The following is a 17,183-nucleotide window of genomic DNA, read 5'->3' as shown; positions in this document are numbered from 1 at the left end:
CTCAGGCCGGGAACGGCACGGCCTGCAGCAATGCGGCGATCACATCGTCGGCGCCCTTCTGCTCGGCTTCGGCGGCGAAGGACAGCAGCAGGCGATGGCGCATCACTGGCGCCACCAGCGCCTGCACGTCCTCGCGGGTCGCGGCGAAGCGGCCCTGCAGCAGCGCGCGGGCCTTGGCCGCCAGCACCAGCGATTGCCCGGCGCGGGGACCGGCGCCCCATTTGATCCACTGGTTGACCGCCTCCGGTGCGACCGGGCCCGGTCGGCTGGCGCGCACCAGCCGGGTAATCCAGGTGAGCACGTCCTCGCTCACATGTACCTGGCGTACCGCCGCCTGCAGGGCCAGCACGTCCTCGGCATCCATCACCTTGGGCACCGTGCCACTGGCGCTGCCGGTGGTCTGCAACAGGATGTCGCGCTCTTCCTGCTCGGTCGGGTAATCCACCCGCACGTGCAGCAGGAACCGATCCAGCTGCGCCTCGGGCAGCGGGTAGGTGCCGGCCTGTTCGATCGGGTTCTGCGTGGCCAGCACGAAGAACGGCGCCGGCAGGGTGTAGGTGGTGCCCGCATAGCTGACCGTGCGCTCCTGCATCGCCTCGAGCAGTGCGGCCTGGGTCTTGGGCGGGGTGCGGTTGAGTTCGTCGGCCAGCAGCAGGTGGGTAAAGATCGGCCCCTGCTGGAAGCGGAAATGGCGATGTCCGGTGCCATGGTCTTCTTCCAGCAGCTCGGTGCCGAGGATGTCGCTGGGCATCAGGTCCGGGGTGAACTGCACACGCCGGAACTGCAGCTCCAGCGCCTGGCCCAGCGAGCGCACCAGCAGCGTCTTGCCCAGCCCCGGCGCGCCTTCGAGCAGGCAGTGGCCACCGGCCAGCAGCCCGATCAGCAGTTGTTCCACCACCGCGTGCTGGCCGACCACGGCCTGGCCCAACGCGGCGCGCAGCTGCTGCAGTTTGGGAAGAAGGGCATCAAGGCTGTCGGTCGTCATAAGGCACTCGCAGAAAATCGTCATAAGGCCACGCCATGCGTGGCTGAAAATGCAGGAAGAAACCTAACTGTTCAACGCATACATCACGATGTTGACCGCAAAGCGGGTGTTGTCTTCGGCCAGGAAGCGCTTGTTGCGCCAGTCGTAGTCCCACTCACAGCCGTAATCCTTGTTGCTGTAAAGCACGCCCAGGCGACCATCGACCTCGATGCCCTTGAGGTAGTCATGGACCAGGTCGTCGCCCCAGCCATTGAGTTCGAAACCGGTGGCCGGCGGGCCCTCGGGGAAGCGGAAAAAACTGCGGTACAGCGCATGGCTGTTGGGCAGCTTCTTCAACGCGGCCGGGCCGAACAGCTTGGCCATCTGCGCTTCAAAGGACGTGGCGAACAGCCCGTCGATGTCATGGTTGCAGTCATCGACCAGCACAAAGCCGCCGTTGCGCACGTAGCGCACGAAGTTCTGCCGCTCGGCGGCGTTGAACTCCACCAGCTTGTGCCCGGCCAGGTAGCAGAACGGCGCCTCCAGCATGCGCGGGTCGGACAGGGCGATGACGTGCTCAGTCGGGTCCACGCGCAGGGAGGTGTAATCGATCAGCGAGGTGATCACGTTGGACGGCATGCGCGCATCCACGTCCCAGTCGCCGGAGTCGTACTTGAGGCGGGTGAACCAGAAGTCGTAGCGACCGGCCTGGGCGCGCGCCAGTGAGGGCAACGCCGCGAGTGCGGCGCTGCCCAGCATCAGGCGCAGGAACTGCGCGCGGTTCATCCGTGCATCAGACCGCGTCGGAGAGCGAGGTGAAGGTGAAATCGCGCAGCTTCATCGGCGGAATCATCATCACAAAGTTCGACTCGTCACCGGCCACGCGCACCGGCTTGCCCAGTTCTTCGATGTTGTTGAGCATGATCACCGGCGACTCGTTGAAGCGGAAATTCTTCACCGGGTACTTGATCTGGCCGTTCTCGATGTAGAAGGTGCCATCGCGGGTGAGGCCGGTGAGCAGCACGGTCTGCGGATCGACCATGCGGATGTACCAGGTGCGGGTGACCAGAATGCCCTTCTGGGTGCCACGGACCAGCTCGGCGGTGCTCTTGTCGCCGCCGCTCATCAGCAGGTTGCCCGGACCGGCATTGGCGGTCTTGCCCTGTTTCTGCGCCCAGAAGCGCGAGTACTCCAGGTTGGCGATCTTACCGTTCTCGATGATCGGCAGCTTGGTACGCGGCATCCCTTCGTTGTCCCACGGCAGGACCGCGGCTTCAGGGTGCCAGGGATCGGCATGCATGTTCACGCGCGGGTCGTAGACCTGCTCGCCGAGCTTGTTGCCGCCGCCCTTCTTGGACAGGAAGCTGCGGCCTTCGTCGGCCGAGCGGGCGCTGAAGAAGTTCATCATGAAGCTGATCAGGCCGGCGGCCGCGGCCGGTTCCAGGATCACCGTGTACTTGCCCGGCTCCAGCGCCTTGGCTTCCTGCGATTCGGTGGCCTTGCGCATCGCGATCTGGATGTCCTGCTCGGCCTTGAAGTCGGCGGCATCCTGGAGGTTGCGGCCCACCCAGCCCGAGCCACGACCGTCTTCGGTACGCACGGTGCAGGTGTAGTCGAAGTTGGTGGTGCGCTGGTAGCCAAAGTTGCCGTTGCTGTTGGCCGTGGCCTGGAAGCCCTGGCCGTCTTCCAGGAAACCGGCGGCGATCAGGCCGTGGCCCCGGCACGGGGCGATCGAGTCGGCGGCGACCTTGGCCCGGAACGCCGGATCGATGGCCGCGGTGGACGCGCTGAAGGTCGGGCTGGGCGTATAGGTCTGCTTGCCGATGGCCGGCATGAACTCCGGGTTTTCCGGGGCCAGGCGGGCCAGGTCTTCGGCACGGCGCACCACGCGTTCCAGCGCGGCGTCGTCGAACTCGTTGATCGAGGCGGTGCCCACGCGCTTGCCGAAGGCGACGGTGACGGCCAGTTCGGTGTTGTCCACGATGCCGCTGGTGGAGACGTTGTTGAGCGCGAAACGGATGTTGCCGTCGATCGCGCCGGCCAGCACGGCGGTGCACTCATCGGCCTTGGACAGCGCGATGACCTTGTCGAGGATGGCCTTGGCCTGGGCTTCGGTGAAGATACTCATGGATTGGGGCTCCTGACCGCTCAGCCGAGGCTGCGCGCGGTGTTGATGACGTTGATGCCGTTGAAGCGCGCGGTGGACGAACCATGCGAGACCGCCGAGACCTGGCCCGGCTGGCCCTTGCCGTCGAAGAACGAGCCGCCCAGGCGGTAGTCGCGTTCATCGGCCACGGCACTGCAGGCGTTCCAGAACTCGGGCGTGCGGATCTGGTACGCCACGTCTTCGAGCATGCGGGTGATCTTGCCGTTCTTGATCTCGTAGAACAGCTGGCCACCGAACTGCGCGTTGTAGCGCTGCTGGTCGATCGAGAACGAGCCGTCGCCGATGATGTAGATGCCGTTTTCGACATCCTTGACCATGTCAGCCACGCTCAGCGGAGTCTTGCCCGGCGCCATGGAGACATTGGCCATGCGCTGGAACTGCACGCTGGACCAGGAGTCGGCATAGCAGCAGCCATCGGAGGCGGTCTTGCCGAGGATATGGGCCTGGTCGCGGATGGTCTGGTAGTCCACCAGCTTGCCTTCGCTGATCAGGTCCCAGCGCTTGGTCTTGACGCCTTCATCGTCGTAGGCCACCGCGCCGAGGCTGCCCGGCTGGGTCTTGTCGGCGAAGATGTTGACCTTGTCGCTGCCGTACTGGAAGTGCTGTTCGCGCTTGTCCAGGGTGGCGAAGCTGGTGCCGGCGTAGTTGGCTTCGTAGCCGAGCACGCGGTCCAGTTCCAGCGGATGGCCGATCGATTCGTGGATGGTCAGCCAGGTGTGCGACGGGTCCAGGATCAGGTCGTACTTGCCTGGCTTCACCGACGGTGCCTTCAGCTTCTCCTGCGCCTGTTTGGCCGCGGCGATCGCATCTTCCTTCATGTCGTAGGAGGAACTGTAGTTGACCACGCCGTTGGGCGTGAGCACCTTGCCGGCCGCGGCGCCGTCCAGGTACTCGTAGCCCATGCCCATCGGCGAGGACAGGCCTTCGCGGGTCCGGAACTTGCCGCTGGCCTTGTCGATGGCGGTGATCGTCATCGGTGCCCAGATGCGGTGCACGTCCTGGTCGATGTAGGAGCCATCGGTGGAGGCGAAGTACTTCTGTTCGTTGACCAGGAACAGCATCGAATTGACGAAGCTGGCCCCGGCGGCCAACGCGGCGGCGTTGACGTCCAGCAGCAGGTCTACCTTTTCCTTGATCGGCACGTCCATGGCGTTCTTGCGGATCGGTGTCTTCCAGCTCACTTCCCCCACGCCCGGCGCGGCGGCCAGCTGTACCGGCGCGGTCTGCACGCCGGCGTTGGCCTTGGCGATCGCCGCAGCCTGCTGGGCGGCACGGGCCACATCGGCGGTGCCCAGCTGGTTGGTGGCGGCAAAGCCCCAGGCGCCGTTGACGATCACGCGGATGCCCACACCGGTGGATTCGGTGTTGACCACGTTCTGCACCTTGTCCTCGCGGGTGATCACGAACTGGCGCAGGTAGCGCCCGATGCGCACGTCGCAGTAAGTGGCGCCGGCCTGGCGGGCGGCGGCCAGCGCCGCATCGGCCAGGCGCTTCTTCAGCCCCAGGTCCAGGGTGCTGTGCAGCTGTTCGGCGGCAATCACCTTGCCGAAGAACGACGGCACGATCAGGCCGCCTGCGGTAAGCCCGGTCAGGGCAAGGAAGTCACGTCTTTGCAAGGCAGCTCTCCACGTTGGTGTGGGGGGGCGGGGAAACGGCGACGGTGCGGGACAGGTTCATCCCAGACTGCGCGCGGTGTTGATGATGTTGATGCCATTGAAACGGGTGGTGGACGAACCGTGCGACACGGCCGAGACCTGGCCCGGCTGGCCCTTGCCGTCGAAGAACGAACCACCGAAACGGAAGTCGCGCGCATCGCAGATCGCGCTGCAGGCATTCCAGAACTCCGGCGTGCGGATCTGGTAAGCGGCATCCTCGACCATGCCGGTGATCTCACCGTTCTTGATCTGGTAGTACAGCTGGCCGCCGAACTGCGCGTTGAAGCGCTGCTGGTCGATCGAGTACGAGCCGCGGCCGTGGATGTAGATACCGTTCTCCACGTCTTTGATCATCTCGGCCACGCTCAGCGGCGCCTTGCCCGGGGCCAGCGACACATTGGCCATGCGCTGGAACTGCACGCTGGACCACGAGTCGGCGTAGCTGCAGCCGTGCGATTCGGTCTCGCCCAGCAGGTGCACCTCGTCGCGGGTGGCCTGGTAGTTCACCAGGATGCCGTCCTTGACCAGGTCCCAGCGCCTGGTCTTGACCCCTTCATCGTCGTAGCCCACCGCACCCAGGCTGCCGGGGGCAGTCTTGTCGGCGAAGAAGTTGACCCGCTCGCTGCCCCAGCGGAAGCCGGCGTCGCGCTTGTCCAGCGTGGCGAAGCTGGTGCCGGCGTAGTTGGCTTCGTAGCCGAGCACGCGGTCCAGTTCCAGCGGATGGCCGACATTCTCGTGGATGGTCAGGAACAGGTTGGACGGATCCAGCACCAGGTCGTACTTGCCCGGCTTCACCGACGGTGCCTTGAGCTTCTCGCGCGCGTGCCGTGCAGCGGCGATGGCGTCTTCGACCGGGTCATAGGAGTCGCGGTAAGCGGTGATGCCGCCGGGAAGTGCGATCTTGCCGCTGGCATCGCCATCGAGGAATTCGTAGCCCATGCCCATCGGCGAGGACAGCCCGGCGCGGGTGCGGAACTTGCCACTGGCCTTGTCGATCGCGGTGGCGGTGAACGGCAGCCAGATCCGGTGCACGTCCTGGTCGATGAAGGAGCCATCGCTGGAGGCGAAGTACTTCTGCTCGTTGACCAGGAACAGGGTGGAGTTGATGAAATTGGCGCCCGCGTTGAGCGCGGCGGCATTCAAGCCCAGCAGCAGGTCGACCTTGTCCTGGATCGGCACGGCCATGGCGTTCTTGCGGATGGGCGTCTTCCAGCTCACCTCGCCGACCCCCTGCACCGGCGCCAGCTGCACCGGACGGGTCTGGATGCGCGCGTTGGCCCGGGCGATGGCGGCGGCCTGCTCGACCGTGGCCAGCACCGCGGCCGGGGTCTGCTGGTGGGTCGCGGCAAAACCCCAGGCCCCGTTGACGATCACCCGGATGCCAATACCCGAGGACTCGCTGTTGGTGATGTTCTGCACCTGCGCTTCGCGGGTGATCACCGCCTGGTTGAGATACCGGCCGATGCGCACGTCGCAGTAACTGGCACCGGCACGCCTGGCCGCGGCCAGCGCGGCCTCGGCCAGCGCCTTGTTGCGGCCCACGTTGCCAGGCTCGAGCAGCTGCTCGGCGGCGATCAGGCGGGAGTGCGGCAGCATCAGGCCAGCCAGGCCCATGCCAGACAGCGTCAGAAACTCACGGCGTTGCACAGCTTGCGATTCCCCGGGGTACGGTCGGCGGCAGGTCGCCGGCGACAGTGGACAAGTCTTTGACTTTCGGTGGCTACCGGGAGTGGCACAAGTGACTCCGGTCATGGTTGGATGCACGCTGTCGAATTCATCTTGAGCCTTCCATGAGCCAGCAGCGGTGGTCCGAAGCCTGCGAACGCAACCGCGACCCGATCCTGACGGTGCTGCAGCGGCACCTGCATGACCGCCACGCGGTGCTTGAGATCGGCAGTGGCACCGGCCAGCACGCCGCGTATTTCGCGGCGGCGCTGCCGCACCTGCACTGGCAGGCCAGCGACCATCCGGAGCATGTGCCCGGCATCGCCGAGCGCCTGGCCACCGCCGCGCTGCCCAATGCGCCGGCACCGTGGCCGTTGCAGGCGGTGCTGGCGCCGCAGCCCGGCCTGGCACCGCTGCCCGATGCCGCGCCCGCCTTCGATGCGGTGTTCAGTGCCAATACCCTGCACATCATGAGCTGGGCGCACGTGCAGGCGTTGTTCGCCGGGTTGCCGGCGGTGATGGCGGACGACGCGCTGTTGTTCATCTACGGGCCGTTCAATTACCACGGCGAGTTCAGCAGCGACAGCAACCGCCAGTTCGATGGGTGGTTGAAGGCGCGCGATCCCGATTCAGGTATCCGCGATGCGGAGGCGGTGGACGCGCTCGCGGCCGCGCAGGGCCTGCAGCTGATCGAGGACGTGGCCATGCCCGCCAACAACCGGCTGCGGGTGTGGCGGCGGGGCTGATCAGGCCGGGAAAGTCGGCGGGCACGCCTGCTGCAGGCACGCCCGGAACGTCGCGGTTGGCAACGGTGGCGTCGAAATGGCCAACGGGCACTCGCGCCGGGACGCACGCTGAGGGTAGGATCGGGGCCGGGAGGTTGTTGTGACAACCCGGGGGAGTTTGCATGGCAGTGGCAAGACACAGGCTGGCCGGCGTGATGCTGGCGGCTGGATTGACGGCGGCGTTGGCCGCGTTCGGGGTGGCGGCGCAATCGCTGCCGGCAGTGCAGGAGTTCTATTTCGACCAGGATGCCGCCGCCGTTCCGGCGGTGGTGGTGCCTGCCGACAGCAGTGATCTGGTCGACCAGCTCATGAAGCAGCGCGAGCGCGGGCGCAGGACGCTCGACGCCACCGTACAGCTGGCGGGCGTGGCGTTCGCGCAGGGGCGCCCGGAGCTGGGCCGCAGCCTGTATGCCGAGGCCATCGGCAGCACCACGGCCACCACCGCGGCCGGACGCACGGTGCGCTGGAACTACGGCTGGGACCTGTTCCGGCTGGGTGAGGTCGACGCGGCACTGGCCCAGTGGAGCAGTGCCCAGGGTGGCCTGCGCGGCAATGCCGCGTGGGTGCCGGCCACCTACGCGCTGGCGCTGTGGACCCTCGGCCGCAAGGACGAGGCGGTGCGCTGGTATGCCGCGGCGGTCCGCACCGAGCCGCAGCAATGGAGCAGTACGGCCAACTACGCCACGCTGCTGCCGAGCTGGCGCGATAGCGAGCGCAAGACCCTGGCCGAGGTGCAGCAGGCCTGGGCGGCGCAACCGCCGGCCTGGCCCTGATCCGATCGGGGGCGGCCGCCTCGTGCGGTCGCTGTCGGTGGCAAGCGGCGCGATGAGCTTCGGCTTCGACCAAGGTCGAGGCCGTCGCCGCGTGCGCATCGGCTAGGCTGCCGCAATGGCCTTCGATGCATTCGCCCTGATCCTCAGCATGCTCGGCCTGGGCATGCTGTTCGCGCGCCTGCGCACGCTGCCCGACAACAGTGCCGAGGTCCTCAACCGCGTGGTGCTCTACGTGTGCCTGCCGGCGGCGGTGCTCACCTACGTGCCACGCCTGCATCTGGACGTGAGCCTGGTCGGGCTGATGGCCACGCCCTGGCTGCTGATGCTGGCCAGCTGGGCGCTGGTGTCGCTGGCTACGCGCCTGTGCGGATTCGCCCGCGACGTGCACGCCGTGTTGCTGATCTGCGTGACCCTGGCCAACTCCAGCTTCATCGGCTATCCGATGGTGCGCGCGCTGCTGGGCGATGCGGCCCTGCCGTACGCGGTGGTCTATGACCAGTTCGGCACGTTCGTGCTGCTGTCCACGTTCGGCTTGTACGTGATCGCCCGCTACAGCGGCGATACCCCGCCGAGCGCAGCCCAGGTGCTGGCACGCATCGCGACGTTCCCGCCGCTGTGGGCCCTGCTGTTCGCGCTGGTGCTGATGCCCGCGCAGCCGCCGGGTTGGATCGGCACCGCGCTGAAGCAGTTGGCCGATGCGATGCTGCCGCTGGTGATGCTCGCGGTGGGGCTGTCGATCCGGTTGCGGCTGTCGCGCAGCGAACTCACGCCACTGGGCATCGGGCTGCTGCTCAAGCTGCTGGTGATGCCGGCGTTGGCGGTGCCGCTGGCCTGGCTGTTCGGCCTGCACGGCACGATGCTGCAGGTCAACGTACTGGAATCGGCGATGCCGACCATGATCACTGCCGCCGCCCTGGCGATCTCGCACCAGCTGGCCCCGCGCCTGGCCGCGGCGATGGTCGGCTACGGCATCGTGTTCGCGCTGGTGACGCTGCCAGCCTGGGCGTGGCTGCTGCAGCACCCCGGGTAGAGCCGACCGTTGCTCGGCTGCTCCACCCAGGGCCACCGACACCGCACAAAACCCGGTAGAGCCGACCGTTGCTCGGCTGCTCCACCCAAGGCCACCGACACCGCACAAAACCCGGTAGAGCCGACCGTTGGTCGGCTGCTCCACCCAAGGCCACCGACAGCGCCGACCCACGACACCGCCGACCCACGAAGCAGCCGACCAACGGTCGGCTCTACGTGCCGGTGATCGGCGTTACTCGTCTGCGCTGACCGTGCGGCCGCGTGCCCATTCGCGCAGCGCGGTGACCTGCTCGGCCATCAGTACCGACAACGGACGGCTGCCGCGGATCTCCTGCATCAGCAGCTCGGTATCGAGTACGCGCGTTTCCGCATGGGCGGCATACAGCCCGGCGACCACCGCCTGTTCGATCTCCGCACCCGAGAACCCATCGCTGGCCGCAGCCAGCGCCGGCAGCGCGAAATCGTCGGCATTGAGCTGGCGCCGGCCCAGGTGCAGGCGCAGCAGTTCCACCCGGGTATTGGCGTCGGGCAGGTCGATGAAGAAAATCTCGTCGAAGCGACCCTTGCGCAGCAGTTCGGCCGGCAGCTCGTGCACCTGGTTGGCGGTGGCCACGATGAACACCGTGCTCTTGCGCTCGGCCAGCCAGGTCAGCAGGTGGCCGAGCACGCGGCGCGACACGCCCCCGTCCTCGCCGCCACTGGCCAGGCCCTTTTCAATCTCGTCGATCCACAGCACGCAGGGCGCCAGCTGTTCGGCCGAGGCCAGTGCCTCGCGCAGATTCTTCTCGGTCTCGCCGTGGTACTTGTCATACAGGCTGCCGAAGTCCAGGCGCAGCAACGGCACCCCGAAGCCGGCGGCGGTGGCCTTGGCCAGCATCGACTTGCCGCAGCCCTGCACCCCCAGCAACAGCATGCCCTTGGGCGGATCCAGCCCGGCCGGGCCCTGGCCGCCGAGGAAGATCGGGCGGCGCTGGTTGACCCAGCGTTTGAGCCGGTTGGCCCCGGCCACGTCGGCAAAGCGGGTGGTGTCGTACTCGTAATGCAGGTGGCCGGCGCGGTTGAGCAGCTCGAACTTGAGCCGGGCCAGCTGCGGCAGGTCGTCCTGGCTGAGCGCGCCGTCGGCGAAGATCAGCTGCCGCGCGATCCGCCGCGCGTCCACCATGCTCAGGCCGCGCAGGTTGTGCAGGATCTTCTTGACGGCCTCGTTGTCCACTTCCACCCGGCGCCCGCCGTTCTCGCGGGCATAGGCCTCGGCCTCCTCGCGCAGCATCTTCAGCAGCGCGTTGAGGTCGGGCAGGCGCGGGTTGAAGCGGGTTGCCAACGCCTCCAGCTCGGCCGGCAGTTCGACCTTGGCCCCGATCAGCACCAGCACGTGGGCCTGGCAGTGGCGGCGCTGGATCAGGTCGCGCAGCGCGCGCTGGTGGCTGGCGTAGCCCAGGTAGGGATGGAAATCCAGCAGCAGGTAGATGCCGCGCTGTTCGGCCTGGCGGATCATCTGCAGGGCCGAGCTGGCATCGGGCGGGCCGACCGGGTCGTCCTCGCGGTCCATGTCGATGCGGCGCAGGCCCTCGGTGATCGACCAGCGGTGCAGGGCACGCCAGACATGCATCAGGGTCTGCCGGAACAGCTCCACGATGCGACCCTCGTCCTGGGTCTCGATGATGATCAGCGGGGTGTTGGCGCGGATGAGTGCGCTCAGGTCCTGTAACTCGCTCATGCCGGCTTGCAATCCTTTGGATCGCGCACGATAGCAAAGCGCCGGGCCACGCAGGGGTTCAGCAGTGCGACTATCTCCGTCACGGAGGGCGGTGTACGCTGCGACGACGTTCCCCGGAAGCGAGGCTGGCATGAAGACGATCCTGGTAGCCGGTTCCAAGGGTGGGGTGGGCAAAACCACCGTCGCTACCCACCTGGCGGCGCATGCCGCCCTGGACGGCAAACGGACCGTACTGGCCGACGCCGATCCGCAAGGCTCCAGCACCCGCTGGGCGCAGCGCCGCTCGATGCTCGAAAGCGCCGTGCTGCCGATCGACGTGTACCGCAAGAAAAACTGGGAAAAGCTGATCCCCGACGGCACCGACCAGGTCGTCATCGACGCCCCCGCAGGTGCATTGGCCGACGATCTGGGCCACTTCCTCGATGTTGCCGATGCCGTCGTGGTCCCGGTGCTGCCCTCCGCGCTGGACATCGAAGCCATCGTCGGCTTTCTCAACAGTCTGTCCAAAGTGCCGCGCGTGCACCGCCGCGCGCTGCCGGTGGGGCTGGTGCTCAACCGCACCAAGCCGTGGACCCAGACCTCCCAGCAAGCCATGCAGATGCTGGCCGAATGGCCTTACGAGGTTGTCGCCCAGCTGCGCGACAGCCAGAGTTACGTGGTGATGGTCGGGCTGGGACGCAGCCTGTTCGATTACCGCTCCGCGCAGGTGCGCGAGCACCAGAGTGACTGGGAGCCACTGTTGAAGTGGCTGAAGAAAGCCTGATCCGGAAGAGAGCCTTTATGCGAGAACTGATCCTGCTGCGCCACGCCCACGCCGAAGCCGCCGGTACCGGCCAGGCCGACCTTGACCGCCCGTTGTCGCCCATCGGCCTGGCCGAAGCCGAAGCGGCCGGCCGCTGGCTGAAGGAAAACAACCTGCTGCCCGATTGCGTGCTGTGCTCGCCCTCGCGGCGGACCCGCGAAACCCTCGAAGCGGTCCTGGGCATTACCGGCTTCGTCGAAAAGCGCCTTGAAGACGCCGTTTACGACGCCACCCCCGGCACCCTGGCCGGCCTGATCGATGAACGTCGCGATGTCGAGCGCCTGCTGGTGGTCGGTCACAACCCCGGCCTGGAACGGTTGGTAGCGCTGATGAGCGAAGGCACCAGCAGCGACTACCGCGGCATGCCGCCCGGTGGCATCGCGGTACTGGCCTTCGACCGTGAGGCCCGCATCGAGCCCGGCGTGGGCACCCTGACCGCCTTCTGGTGGCCGTGACCCCATGACGGTAGTGCGCGCGCTGCTGGGCTGCCTGCTGGCACTGGCAGCCGACGTGGCCTGCGCCGAACCGCCGGCCGAAGCGCCCCGCCAGGTGCTGGCGTTCGATACCGCGCGCTCGCGCTTCGGCTTCGAGATCCGCACCCGGCTGGGGCAACGCATCGAAGGGGAGTTCCCGCGTTTCGAGGGGCGTATCGAGGTGCTGCCCGATGGGCGCCACCAGGTGCACCTGCGGATGTTCACCCGCTACGTGGAGATTCCCGGCAAGGACCGCTACACCGGCTGGATGCGCGGGGAGGAGTTCTTCGACTCGGCGCGCTACCCGGTGGTCGAATTCGACTCCGTCCCTTACTGGCCCGAGGTGGTGGACAAGGGCGGCGGGGTGCAGGGCCGGTTGATCCTGCGGGGGGTCAGCCACCCCGAGACGCTGCGGGTGGAACCGGCGGCCTGCCCGCGGGCCGGGTATGATTGCGACGTGGTCAGCCGCGGTACCGTGCAGCGTGGCCGGTATGGAATGGACAGCTGGCAACTAGCATTGAGTGATCGAGTGACCTTTGTATTGCGTGCGCGTCTGAGCGAGGCGCCGAAACCGTGAATCCATGGCTGCGGGTGGTACTGCTGGCAACGCTGTTGCTGGGGAGCGGCTGTGCGTCGCTGTCCAACGCCGAGCGCGAGCGCGCCGCCGGCATCGCCGTGCAGGCGCGTTCGAGCGTGGTCGACTGCACCGCGCCGGACCGTTGCGCCCTGGATTCACCCCTGCGCGCGCTCGGCGGCAAGGCATTTGCCGAGTCCACCGAGGCGGCGCCGCGCCACTACGCCACCATCATCGACGAAGGCGAGGTGTCGCTGGTCGCCCGGCTCAACCTGATCCGCAGCGCCACCCGCAGCATCGACCTGCAGACCTATATCTTCGACAAGGACGACAGCGCCCGGCTGGTGCTGGACGAACTGCTGGCCGCCGCCCGGCGCGGGGTCAAGGTACGGGTGCTGATCGACCAGCTCTCGGCGATCTCCGACCTGCAGATCCTCGGTGCGCTGGCCAGCAGCCACCAGAATTTCGAACTGCGCGTCTACAACCCGACCTTCGGCAAGGCGCGGCTGAACTACGTCGACTACGCCGCCAGCGTGCTGTGCTGCTTCCGCCGCTTCAACCAGCGCATGCACAACAAGCTGCTGGTGATCGACGATGCGCTCGGCGTGGTCGGTGGACGCAACTACCAGGACGACTATTACGACTGGGACAGCGAATACAACTTCCGCGACCGCGACGTGCTGGTGGCCGGGCCGGAAGTGCGCGAGATGGCGACCAACTTCGACGCGTTCTGGCGCGCCCCGCGCAGTGTCCCGGCCGAACGCCTCAACGATGTCGGCGCCGCCCTGCTCAAGACCGGCGCGCCGCAGATGCCGGTGCCCGACTACCGCAATCCGCAGCGGCTGCAGCGGGTCAGCGACGAGGCCAACGACCCGGGCTACGTCAGCCGTGCGTTCGTGGATACCGCCCTGGCGGTGGCCTCGGTGCGCTATGTCGCCGATCTGCCGCGCAAGCATCGCCGCGAACGCCCCAACCAACCGACCAACGGCCAGCACGTCACCGAGCCGCAGTTGGATGCGCTGATCGCCAGCGCGCAGACCGAAGTGCTGCTGCAGACGCCCTACCTGGTGCTGTCCAAGCCGGCGCGCAAGCTGTTCCGCGACCTGCGCAAGCGCGAACAGCCGCCGCGCATCGTGGTCTCCACCAACAGCCTGGCGGCCACCGACAACCCGATCGTCTACGCGCTGTCCTACAAGTACAAACGCCGCAACATGCGCGAGCTGGGCTTCAACCTTTACGAGTTCAAGCCGTTCCCGCTGGATGCCCCGGTCGATTACCGCAACCTGCTGCCGGCCCCGCTGGGCGAGGCGCCCGCCTCGGACGGCAAGCGCAGTAGCCTGATCGGGGGCAGTGCCGCCGGCAGCAACGCGCGCGGCAACGCCGGCAGCGGCAACCGCCGCAGTGCCGATGCCAGCCCCCCGGTGGACCTCGGCACTGCTCCGGGCACCGCTGCCGCGGCCGACCCGGTCCGGCGCCAGCCCACGCCTGGACCGGCCGCGCGCCGCCGCACCGACGGCAGCGTGGTCGAACGTCGCGTACTGCGTGCCGAAACCCGGCCCTCGTTCCTGGGCACCAAGGCGGTCAACAAGCCGCTACCGGTCACCCGTACCGGCGCGCGCATGGGCCTGCATGCCAAGTCGATGGTGGTGGACCGCCGCATCGGCGTGATCGGCACGCACAACTTCGACCCGCGCAGCGAGAACTACAACACCGAAGGCGCGGTGATCATCGACGACCCGGTGTTCGCCGAGGCCCTGGCCCAGAGCATCCTGCGCGACATCCACCCGCAGAACTCGTGGACGGTCGCGCCGCGGATCAAGCCGCCGGTGCTGTCGGGCCTGAACTACAGCGTCGGCAAGGCGTCCGAAGCCCTGCCGGTGCTGGATTTCTGGCCGTGGCGCTACGCCACCGATTACGAATTCCAGCCCGGTCCGAACTGTCCCGAACCGCTGCGTCGCCAGGACAAGGATTTCCACACCTGCTACGTCTCGGTCGGTGACTTCCCCGAGGTCAACGTCGGCCCGAAGTGGCTGCTGGTGCGCATGCTGACCGCCTTCGGCGCCGGCCTGGTGCCCATCCTGTAATTTTCTCGTCGCACGGAGACGCCGCATGGCCCAGGTATTCCGCGAAGCGGTGTCGATCGAGGCACTCAACGCACTCAGCCGCAACACCCTGATCGAACACCTCGGCATCGCCTTCACCGCAGCAGGGGACGACTGGATCAGCGCGACCATGCCGGTCGACGAACGCACCCGCCAGCCCTACGGCATCCTGCACGGCGGTGCGTCGGTGGTGCTGGCCGAAACCCTCGGCAGCAGCGCCGGCAACCTGTGCGTGGATACCCGCGCGCAGGTCTGCGTGGGCCTGGAGATCAACGCCAACCACATCCGTGCGATGCGCAGCGGCGTGGTCACCGGCACGGCGCGTGCGGTGCACGTGGGCCGCAGCACGCAGGTGTGGGACATCCGTATCGAAGACGACGGCGGACGCCTGGTGTGCACCTCGCGGTTGACCCTGGCCGTGGTGCCGGCGGTCCGCCCCGGCTGATCGATCCAACGCGTGGATGCTGTGTTGCGCCGGCCATCCCAGTGCGCCAGCGCATGGTCGGCGCCGGCGCCGTGCCGCAACCGGGCACCCGCTTGACCGCCTGCGGCGTCTGGCCCTGCATTGCCATCGATTTGTCCGTTTTCGGCTGGCAGAGCCTGCGGCGCTCGGGTATCGTGCGCAGATGACTTCCCCCACCCCGGCCTCACGTGGCGGCGTGGCGCGTGTGTGCCGTTATCTGTACCGCGTACCGCTGCTGCTGGTCCACCTGTTGCTGTTCCTGCCGATTTTGCTGATCGCCATGCTGCCGCCGTGGGGACGCATGCGCGTGGGCAGCCGCCTGTTCGAACATGCCGCGGTGAACCTCTGGTCCACTGGCCTGATGTGGATCTTCGGCTTCCGCTTGCACCGGATCGGTACGCCGCTGCCGGGCGCGGTGCTGTTCGTGGCCAATCACGTCAGCTGGGTCGACATCAACATGCTGCACAGCCAGCGCATGATGGGCTTTGTGGCCAAGCGCGAGATTGCCAGCTGGCCGGTGGTCGGCTGGTTGGCCGCGCGCGGCCAGACCATCTTCCACCAGCGCGGCAGTACCGAGTCGCTCGGTGGGGTCATGCAGGAAATGGTGGTGCGCCTGCGCGAGGGCAAGGCGGTGGGCGTGTTCCCGGAAGGGCGTACCCGTGGTGGCCATGATGTGGGCCCGTTCCATGCGCGCATCTTCCAGGCAGCGGTCGAAGCCCAGGTCCCGGTGCAGCCGGTGGCGCTGCGTTACGGTTGGCGTGGCGATGCCCAGGCCATCGTAGCGTTCGGCCCGGGCGAGAGCTTCTTCGCCAATTTCCTGCGCCTGCTGGGGGAACCGGCACGCCGTGCCGAAGTACATTTTCTGGCGCCCATCGGAACCCAGGATCTGGAAGGCCGTCGCCGCATCGCGGAAACCTCGCGTGCGCGCATCCTGGCGGCGATGTCCGCCGAGTAGTGCATGGCGGCCCTTCACGCGCCAGCGTCGCAGCCGGGAGCAGTCTGCCGCCCATGTTGACCGCTGCCGACTACCTCCCGCCGCGTTGGCTGCGCAATCCGCACCTGCAGTCCATGCTCAGCTCCAGCCGCATGCGCATGCAGCGTGGGCTGACGTTGCTGGCCGCCACCGGCGCGGTCACCGAAGAACTGATCCTGGACGGCGGCCAGGGCGTGCGGCTGCAGGGCTGGCACAGCCATGTCCAGGGCCGCGAGCCGATCGGCATGGCGCTGCTGCTGCACGGCTGGGAAGGCAGCGCCGAGTCCAGCTACATGCGCATGACCGCCGCGCGCATGCTCGAAGAGGGCTTCGACGTGGTCCGGCTGAACTTCCGCGACCACGGCAACACCCATCACCTCAATCCCGGCATCTTCCATTCCAACCGCATCGATGAAGTGGTGCAGGCCGCCGGTGACATCGCCCGGCGCTGGCCGCAGCTGCCGCTGGTGGCGGCCGGCTATTCGCTGGGCGGCAACTTCGTGCTGCGCCTGGCGCTGCGCGCACCTTCTGCCGGCGTCCCGCTGCGCCGGGTGGCCTCGGTCTGCCCGGTGCTCGATCCGGCCATCACCATGGAGAGCATCGAGAACGGCCCGGCGATGTATGACTGGTACTTCCGCCGCAAGTGGGCCGGCTCGCTGCGGCGCAAGCGTGATCTGTTCCCCGAGTTGAGCGATTGGGACGACCAGGTACTCAAGCTCGACATCCGCGCGCTCACCGCGTGGCTGGTCGAGCACCATACCGATTTCGGCTCGCTGCAGGCCTACTTCGATGGCTACTCGATCGCCGGCGACCGCCTGGCCGAGCTGACCGTGCCGGCCGACATCCTGATGGCCAAGGATGACCCGGTCATCCCCTTCGCCACCTTCAACGGCTGGCGCCTGCCCGCCCACGCCCACCTGGAAATCGCCCCGTGGGGCGGCCATTGCGGCTTCCTGGAGAACTGGCGAGGCGATGGTTTCTCCGAGCGCTGGGTCGCGCAGCGCCTGCGCATCGAAACCGTCGGCTGACCTCGCCCGGGGG

16 protein-coding genes are annotated in these 17,183 nt (G+C 67.5%); 10 read left to right on the top strand and 6 right to left on the bottom strand.

Going from position 1 to position 17,183, the window contains the following annotated elements; translation table 11 throughout:
* Window position 1 precedes the first annotated feature (1 nt).
* The 5 genes from AC1DR7_RS05635 to AC1DR7_RS05615 all read right to left on the bottom strand — a co-directional run bounded on the left by AC1DR7_RS05635 (window position 2) and on the right by AC1DR7_RS05615 (window position 6,433).
* On the bottom strand, window positions 2-985 hold the full coding sequence (locus AC1DR7_RS05635) for an AAA family ATPase (RefSeq protein ID WP_457318030.1): 984 nt from the start codon (window positions 983-985) through the stop codon (window positions 2-4).
* A gap of 63 nt (window positions 986-1,048) precedes the next feature.
* Window positions 1,049-1,750 (bottom strand): DUF4159 domain-containing protein, encoded by a 702-nt coding sequence (locus AC1DR7_RS05630; RefSeq protein ID WP_457318029.1) that lies wholly within the window; start codon window positions 1,748-1,750, stop codon window positions 1,049-1,051.
* Between the two features lie 7 nt (window positions 1,751-1,757).
* Window positions 1,758-3,092, bottom strand: coding sequence for a TldD/PmbA family protein (locus tag AC1DR7_RS05625; protein ID WP_457318028.1), 1,335 nt, complete (start codon window positions 3,090-3,092; stop codon window positions 1,758-1,760).
* A 20-nt stretch (window positions 3,093-3,112) separates the two neighbouring features.
* Window positions 3,113-4,747, bottom strand: coding sequence for a TldD/PmbA family protein (locus AC1DR7_RS05620; protein WP_457318027.1), 1,635 nt, complete (start codon window positions 4,745-4,747; stop codon window positions 3,113-3,115).
* Between the two features lie 57 nt (window positions 4,748-4,804).
* A complete protein-coding gene (locus AC1DR7_RS05615) occupies window positions 4,805-6,433 on the bottom strand; it encodes a TldD/PmbA family protein (protein ID WP_457318026.1) in 1,629 nt (542 codons plus the stop codon).
* A 143-nt stretch (window positions 6,434-6,576) separates the two neighbouring features.
* On the opposite strand from AC1DR7_RS05615, the gene AC1DR7_RS05610 reads away from it, so the two are divergent.
* The 3 genes from AC1DR7_RS05610 to AC1DR7_RS05600 all read left to right on the top strand — a co-directional run bounded on the left by AC1DR7_RS05610 (window position 6,577) and on the right by AC1DR7_RS05600 (window position 9,039).
* A complete protein-coding gene (locus AC1DR7_RS05610; RefSeq protein WP_457318025.1) occupies window positions 6,577-7,197 on the top strand; it encodes a DUF938 domain-containing protein in 621 nt (206 codons plus the stop codon).
* A 161-nt stretch (window positions 7,198-7,358) separates the two neighbouring features.
* The gene (locus tag AC1DR7_RS05605) at window positions 7,359-8,009 is read left to right on the top strand and encodes a tetratricopeptide repeat protein (RefSeq protein ID WP_457318024.1); all 651 of its coding nucleotides are present in this window, start codon (window positions 7,359-7,361) and stop codon (window positions 8,007-8,009) included.
* Window positions 8,010-8,124: 115 nt separating this feature from the next.
* Window positions 8,125-9,039, top strand: coding sequence for an AEC family transporter (locus AC1DR7_RS05600; protein WP_457318023.1), 915 nt, complete (start codon window positions 8,125-8,127; stop codon window positions 9,037-9,039).
* A gap of 231 nt (window positions 9,040-9,270) precedes the next feature.
* On the opposite strand, the gene AC1DR7_RS05595 is transcribed toward AC1DR7_RS05600, so the two are convergent.
* The gene (locus tag AC1DR7_RS05595) at window positions 9,271-10,755 is read right to left on the bottom strand and encodes an AAA family ATPase (protein WP_478051125.1); all 1,485 of its coding nucleotides are present in this window, start codon (window positions 10,753-10,755) and stop codon (window positions 9,271-9,273) included.
* Window positions 10,756-10,885: 130 nt separating this feature from the next.
* Between AC1DR7_RS05595 and AC1DR7_RS05590 the strand changes: the two genes are divergently transcribed.
* The 7 genes from AC1DR7_RS05590 to AC1DR7_RS05560 all read left to right on the top strand — a co-directional run bounded on the left by AC1DR7_RS05590 (window position 10,886) and on the right by AC1DR7_RS05560 (window position 17,170).
* The gene (locus AC1DR7_RS05590) at window positions 10,886-11,518 is read left to right on the top strand and encodes a nucleotide-binding protein (RefSeq protein WP_457318021.1); all 633 of its coding nucleotides are present in this window, start codon (window positions 10,886-10,888) and stop codon (window positions 11,516-11,518) included.
* Window positions 11,519-11,535: 17 nt separating this feature from the next.
* On the top strand, window positions 11,536-12,012 hold the full coding sequence (locus AC1DR7_RS05585) for a SixA phosphatase family protein (RefSeq protein WP_256776759.1): 477 nt from the start codon (window positions 11,536-11,538) through the stop codon (window positions 12,010-12,012).
* Between the two features lie 4 nt (window positions 12,013-12,016).
* Complete coding sequence (locus AC1DR7_RS05580) at window positions 12,017-12,607, top strand: YceI family protein (protein ID WP_256776760.1); 591 nt, start codon at window positions 12,017-12,019, stop codon at window positions 12,605-12,607.
* On the top strand, window positions 12,604-14,688 hold the full coding sequence (locus AC1DR7_RS05575; protein WP_457318020.1) for a phospholipase D family protein: 2,085 nt from the start codon (window positions 12,604-12,606) through the stop codon (window positions 14,686-14,688). The genes AC1DR7_RS05580 and AC1DR7_RS05575 overlap by 4 nt, the downstream gene beginning before the upstream one ends.
* A gap of 25 nt (window positions 14,689-14,713) precedes the next feature.
* On the top strand, window positions 14,714-15,151 hold the full coding sequence (locus AC1DR7_RS05570; RefSeq protein ID WP_256776762.1) for a hotdog fold thioesterase: 438 nt from the start codon (window positions 14,714-14,716) through the stop codon (window positions 15,149-15,151).
* A gap of 181 nt (window positions 15,152-15,332) precedes the next feature.
* Window positions 15,333-16,124, top strand: coding sequence for a lysophospholipid acyltransferase family protein (locus AC1DR7_RS05565; RefSeq protein WP_457318019.1), 792 nt, complete (start codon window positions 15,333-15,335; stop codon window positions 16,122-16,124).
* Window positions 16,125-16,180: 56 nt separating this feature from the next.
* A complete protein-coding gene (locus AC1DR7_RS05560) occupies window positions 16,181-17,170 on the top strand; it encodes a YheT family hydrolase (protein WP_256776799.1) in 990 nt (329 codons plus the stop codon).
* The last annotated feature ends 13 nt before the right edge of the window (window positions 17,171-17,183 follow it).

This window comes from Stenotrophomonas sp. P5_A9, assembly GCF_056400525.1.
The sequence above is the reverse complement of the archived record's forward strand: the minus strand, read 5'-3'. Positions and strand labels throughout refer to the sequence as shown.

What these genes read in the sequence shown, in the direction of transcription:
- AC1DR7_RS05635 (WP_457318030.1), bottom strand. Translation starts at nt 985, where the DNA reads ATGACGACCGACAGCCTTGATGCCCTTCTTCCCAAACTGCAGCAGCTG.
- AC1DR7_RS05630 (WP_457318029.1), bottom strand. Translation starts at nt 1,750, where the DNA reads ATGAACCGCGCGCAGTTCCTGCGCCTGATGCTGGGCAGCGCCGCACTC.
- AC1DR7_RS05625 (WP_457318028.1), bottom strand. Translation starts at nt 3,092, where the DNA reads ATGAGTATCTTCACCGAAGCCCAGGCCAAGGCCATCCTCGACAAGGTC.
- AC1DR7_RS05610 (WP_457318025.1), top strand. Translation starts at nt 6,577, where the DNA reads ATGAGCCAGCAGCGGTGGTCCGAAGCCTGCGAACGCAACCGCGACCCG.
- AC1DR7_RS05605 (WP_457318024.1), top strand. Translation starts at nt 7,359, where the DNA reads ATGGCAGTGGCAAGACACAGGCTGGCCGGCGTGATGCTGGCGGCTGGA.
- AC1DR7_RS05600 (WP_457318023.1), top strand. Translation starts at nt 8,125, where the DNA reads ATGGCCTTCGATGCATTCGCCCTGATCCTCAGCATGCTCGGCCTGGGC.
- AC1DR7_RS05595 (WP_478051125.1), bottom strand. Translation starts at nt 10,755, where the DNA reads ATGAGCGAGTTACAGGACCTGAGCGCACTCATCCGCGCCAACACCCCG.
- AC1DR7_RS05590 (WP_457318021.1), top strand. Translation starts at nt 10,886, where the DNA reads ATGAAGACGATCCTGGTAGCCGGTTCCAAGGGTGGGGTGGGCAAAACC.
- AC1DR7_RS05585 (WP_256776759.1), top strand. Translation starts at nt 11,536, where the DNA reads ATGCGAGAACTGATCCTGCTGCGCCACGCCCACGCCGAAGCCGCCGGT.
- AC1DR7_RS05580 (WP_256776760.1), top strand. Translation starts at nt 12,017, where the DNA reads ATGACGGTAGTGCGCGCGCTGCTGGGCTGCCTGCTGGCACTGGCAGCC.
- AC1DR7_RS05570 (WP_256776762.1), top strand. Translation starts at nt 14,714, where the DNA reads ATGGCCCAGGTATTCCGCGAAGCGGTGTCGATCGAGGCACTCAACGCA.
- AC1DR7_RS05565 (WP_457318019.1), top strand. Translation starts at nt 15,333, where the DNA reads ATGACTTCCCCCACCCCGGCCTCACGTGGCGGCGTGGCGCGTGTGTGC.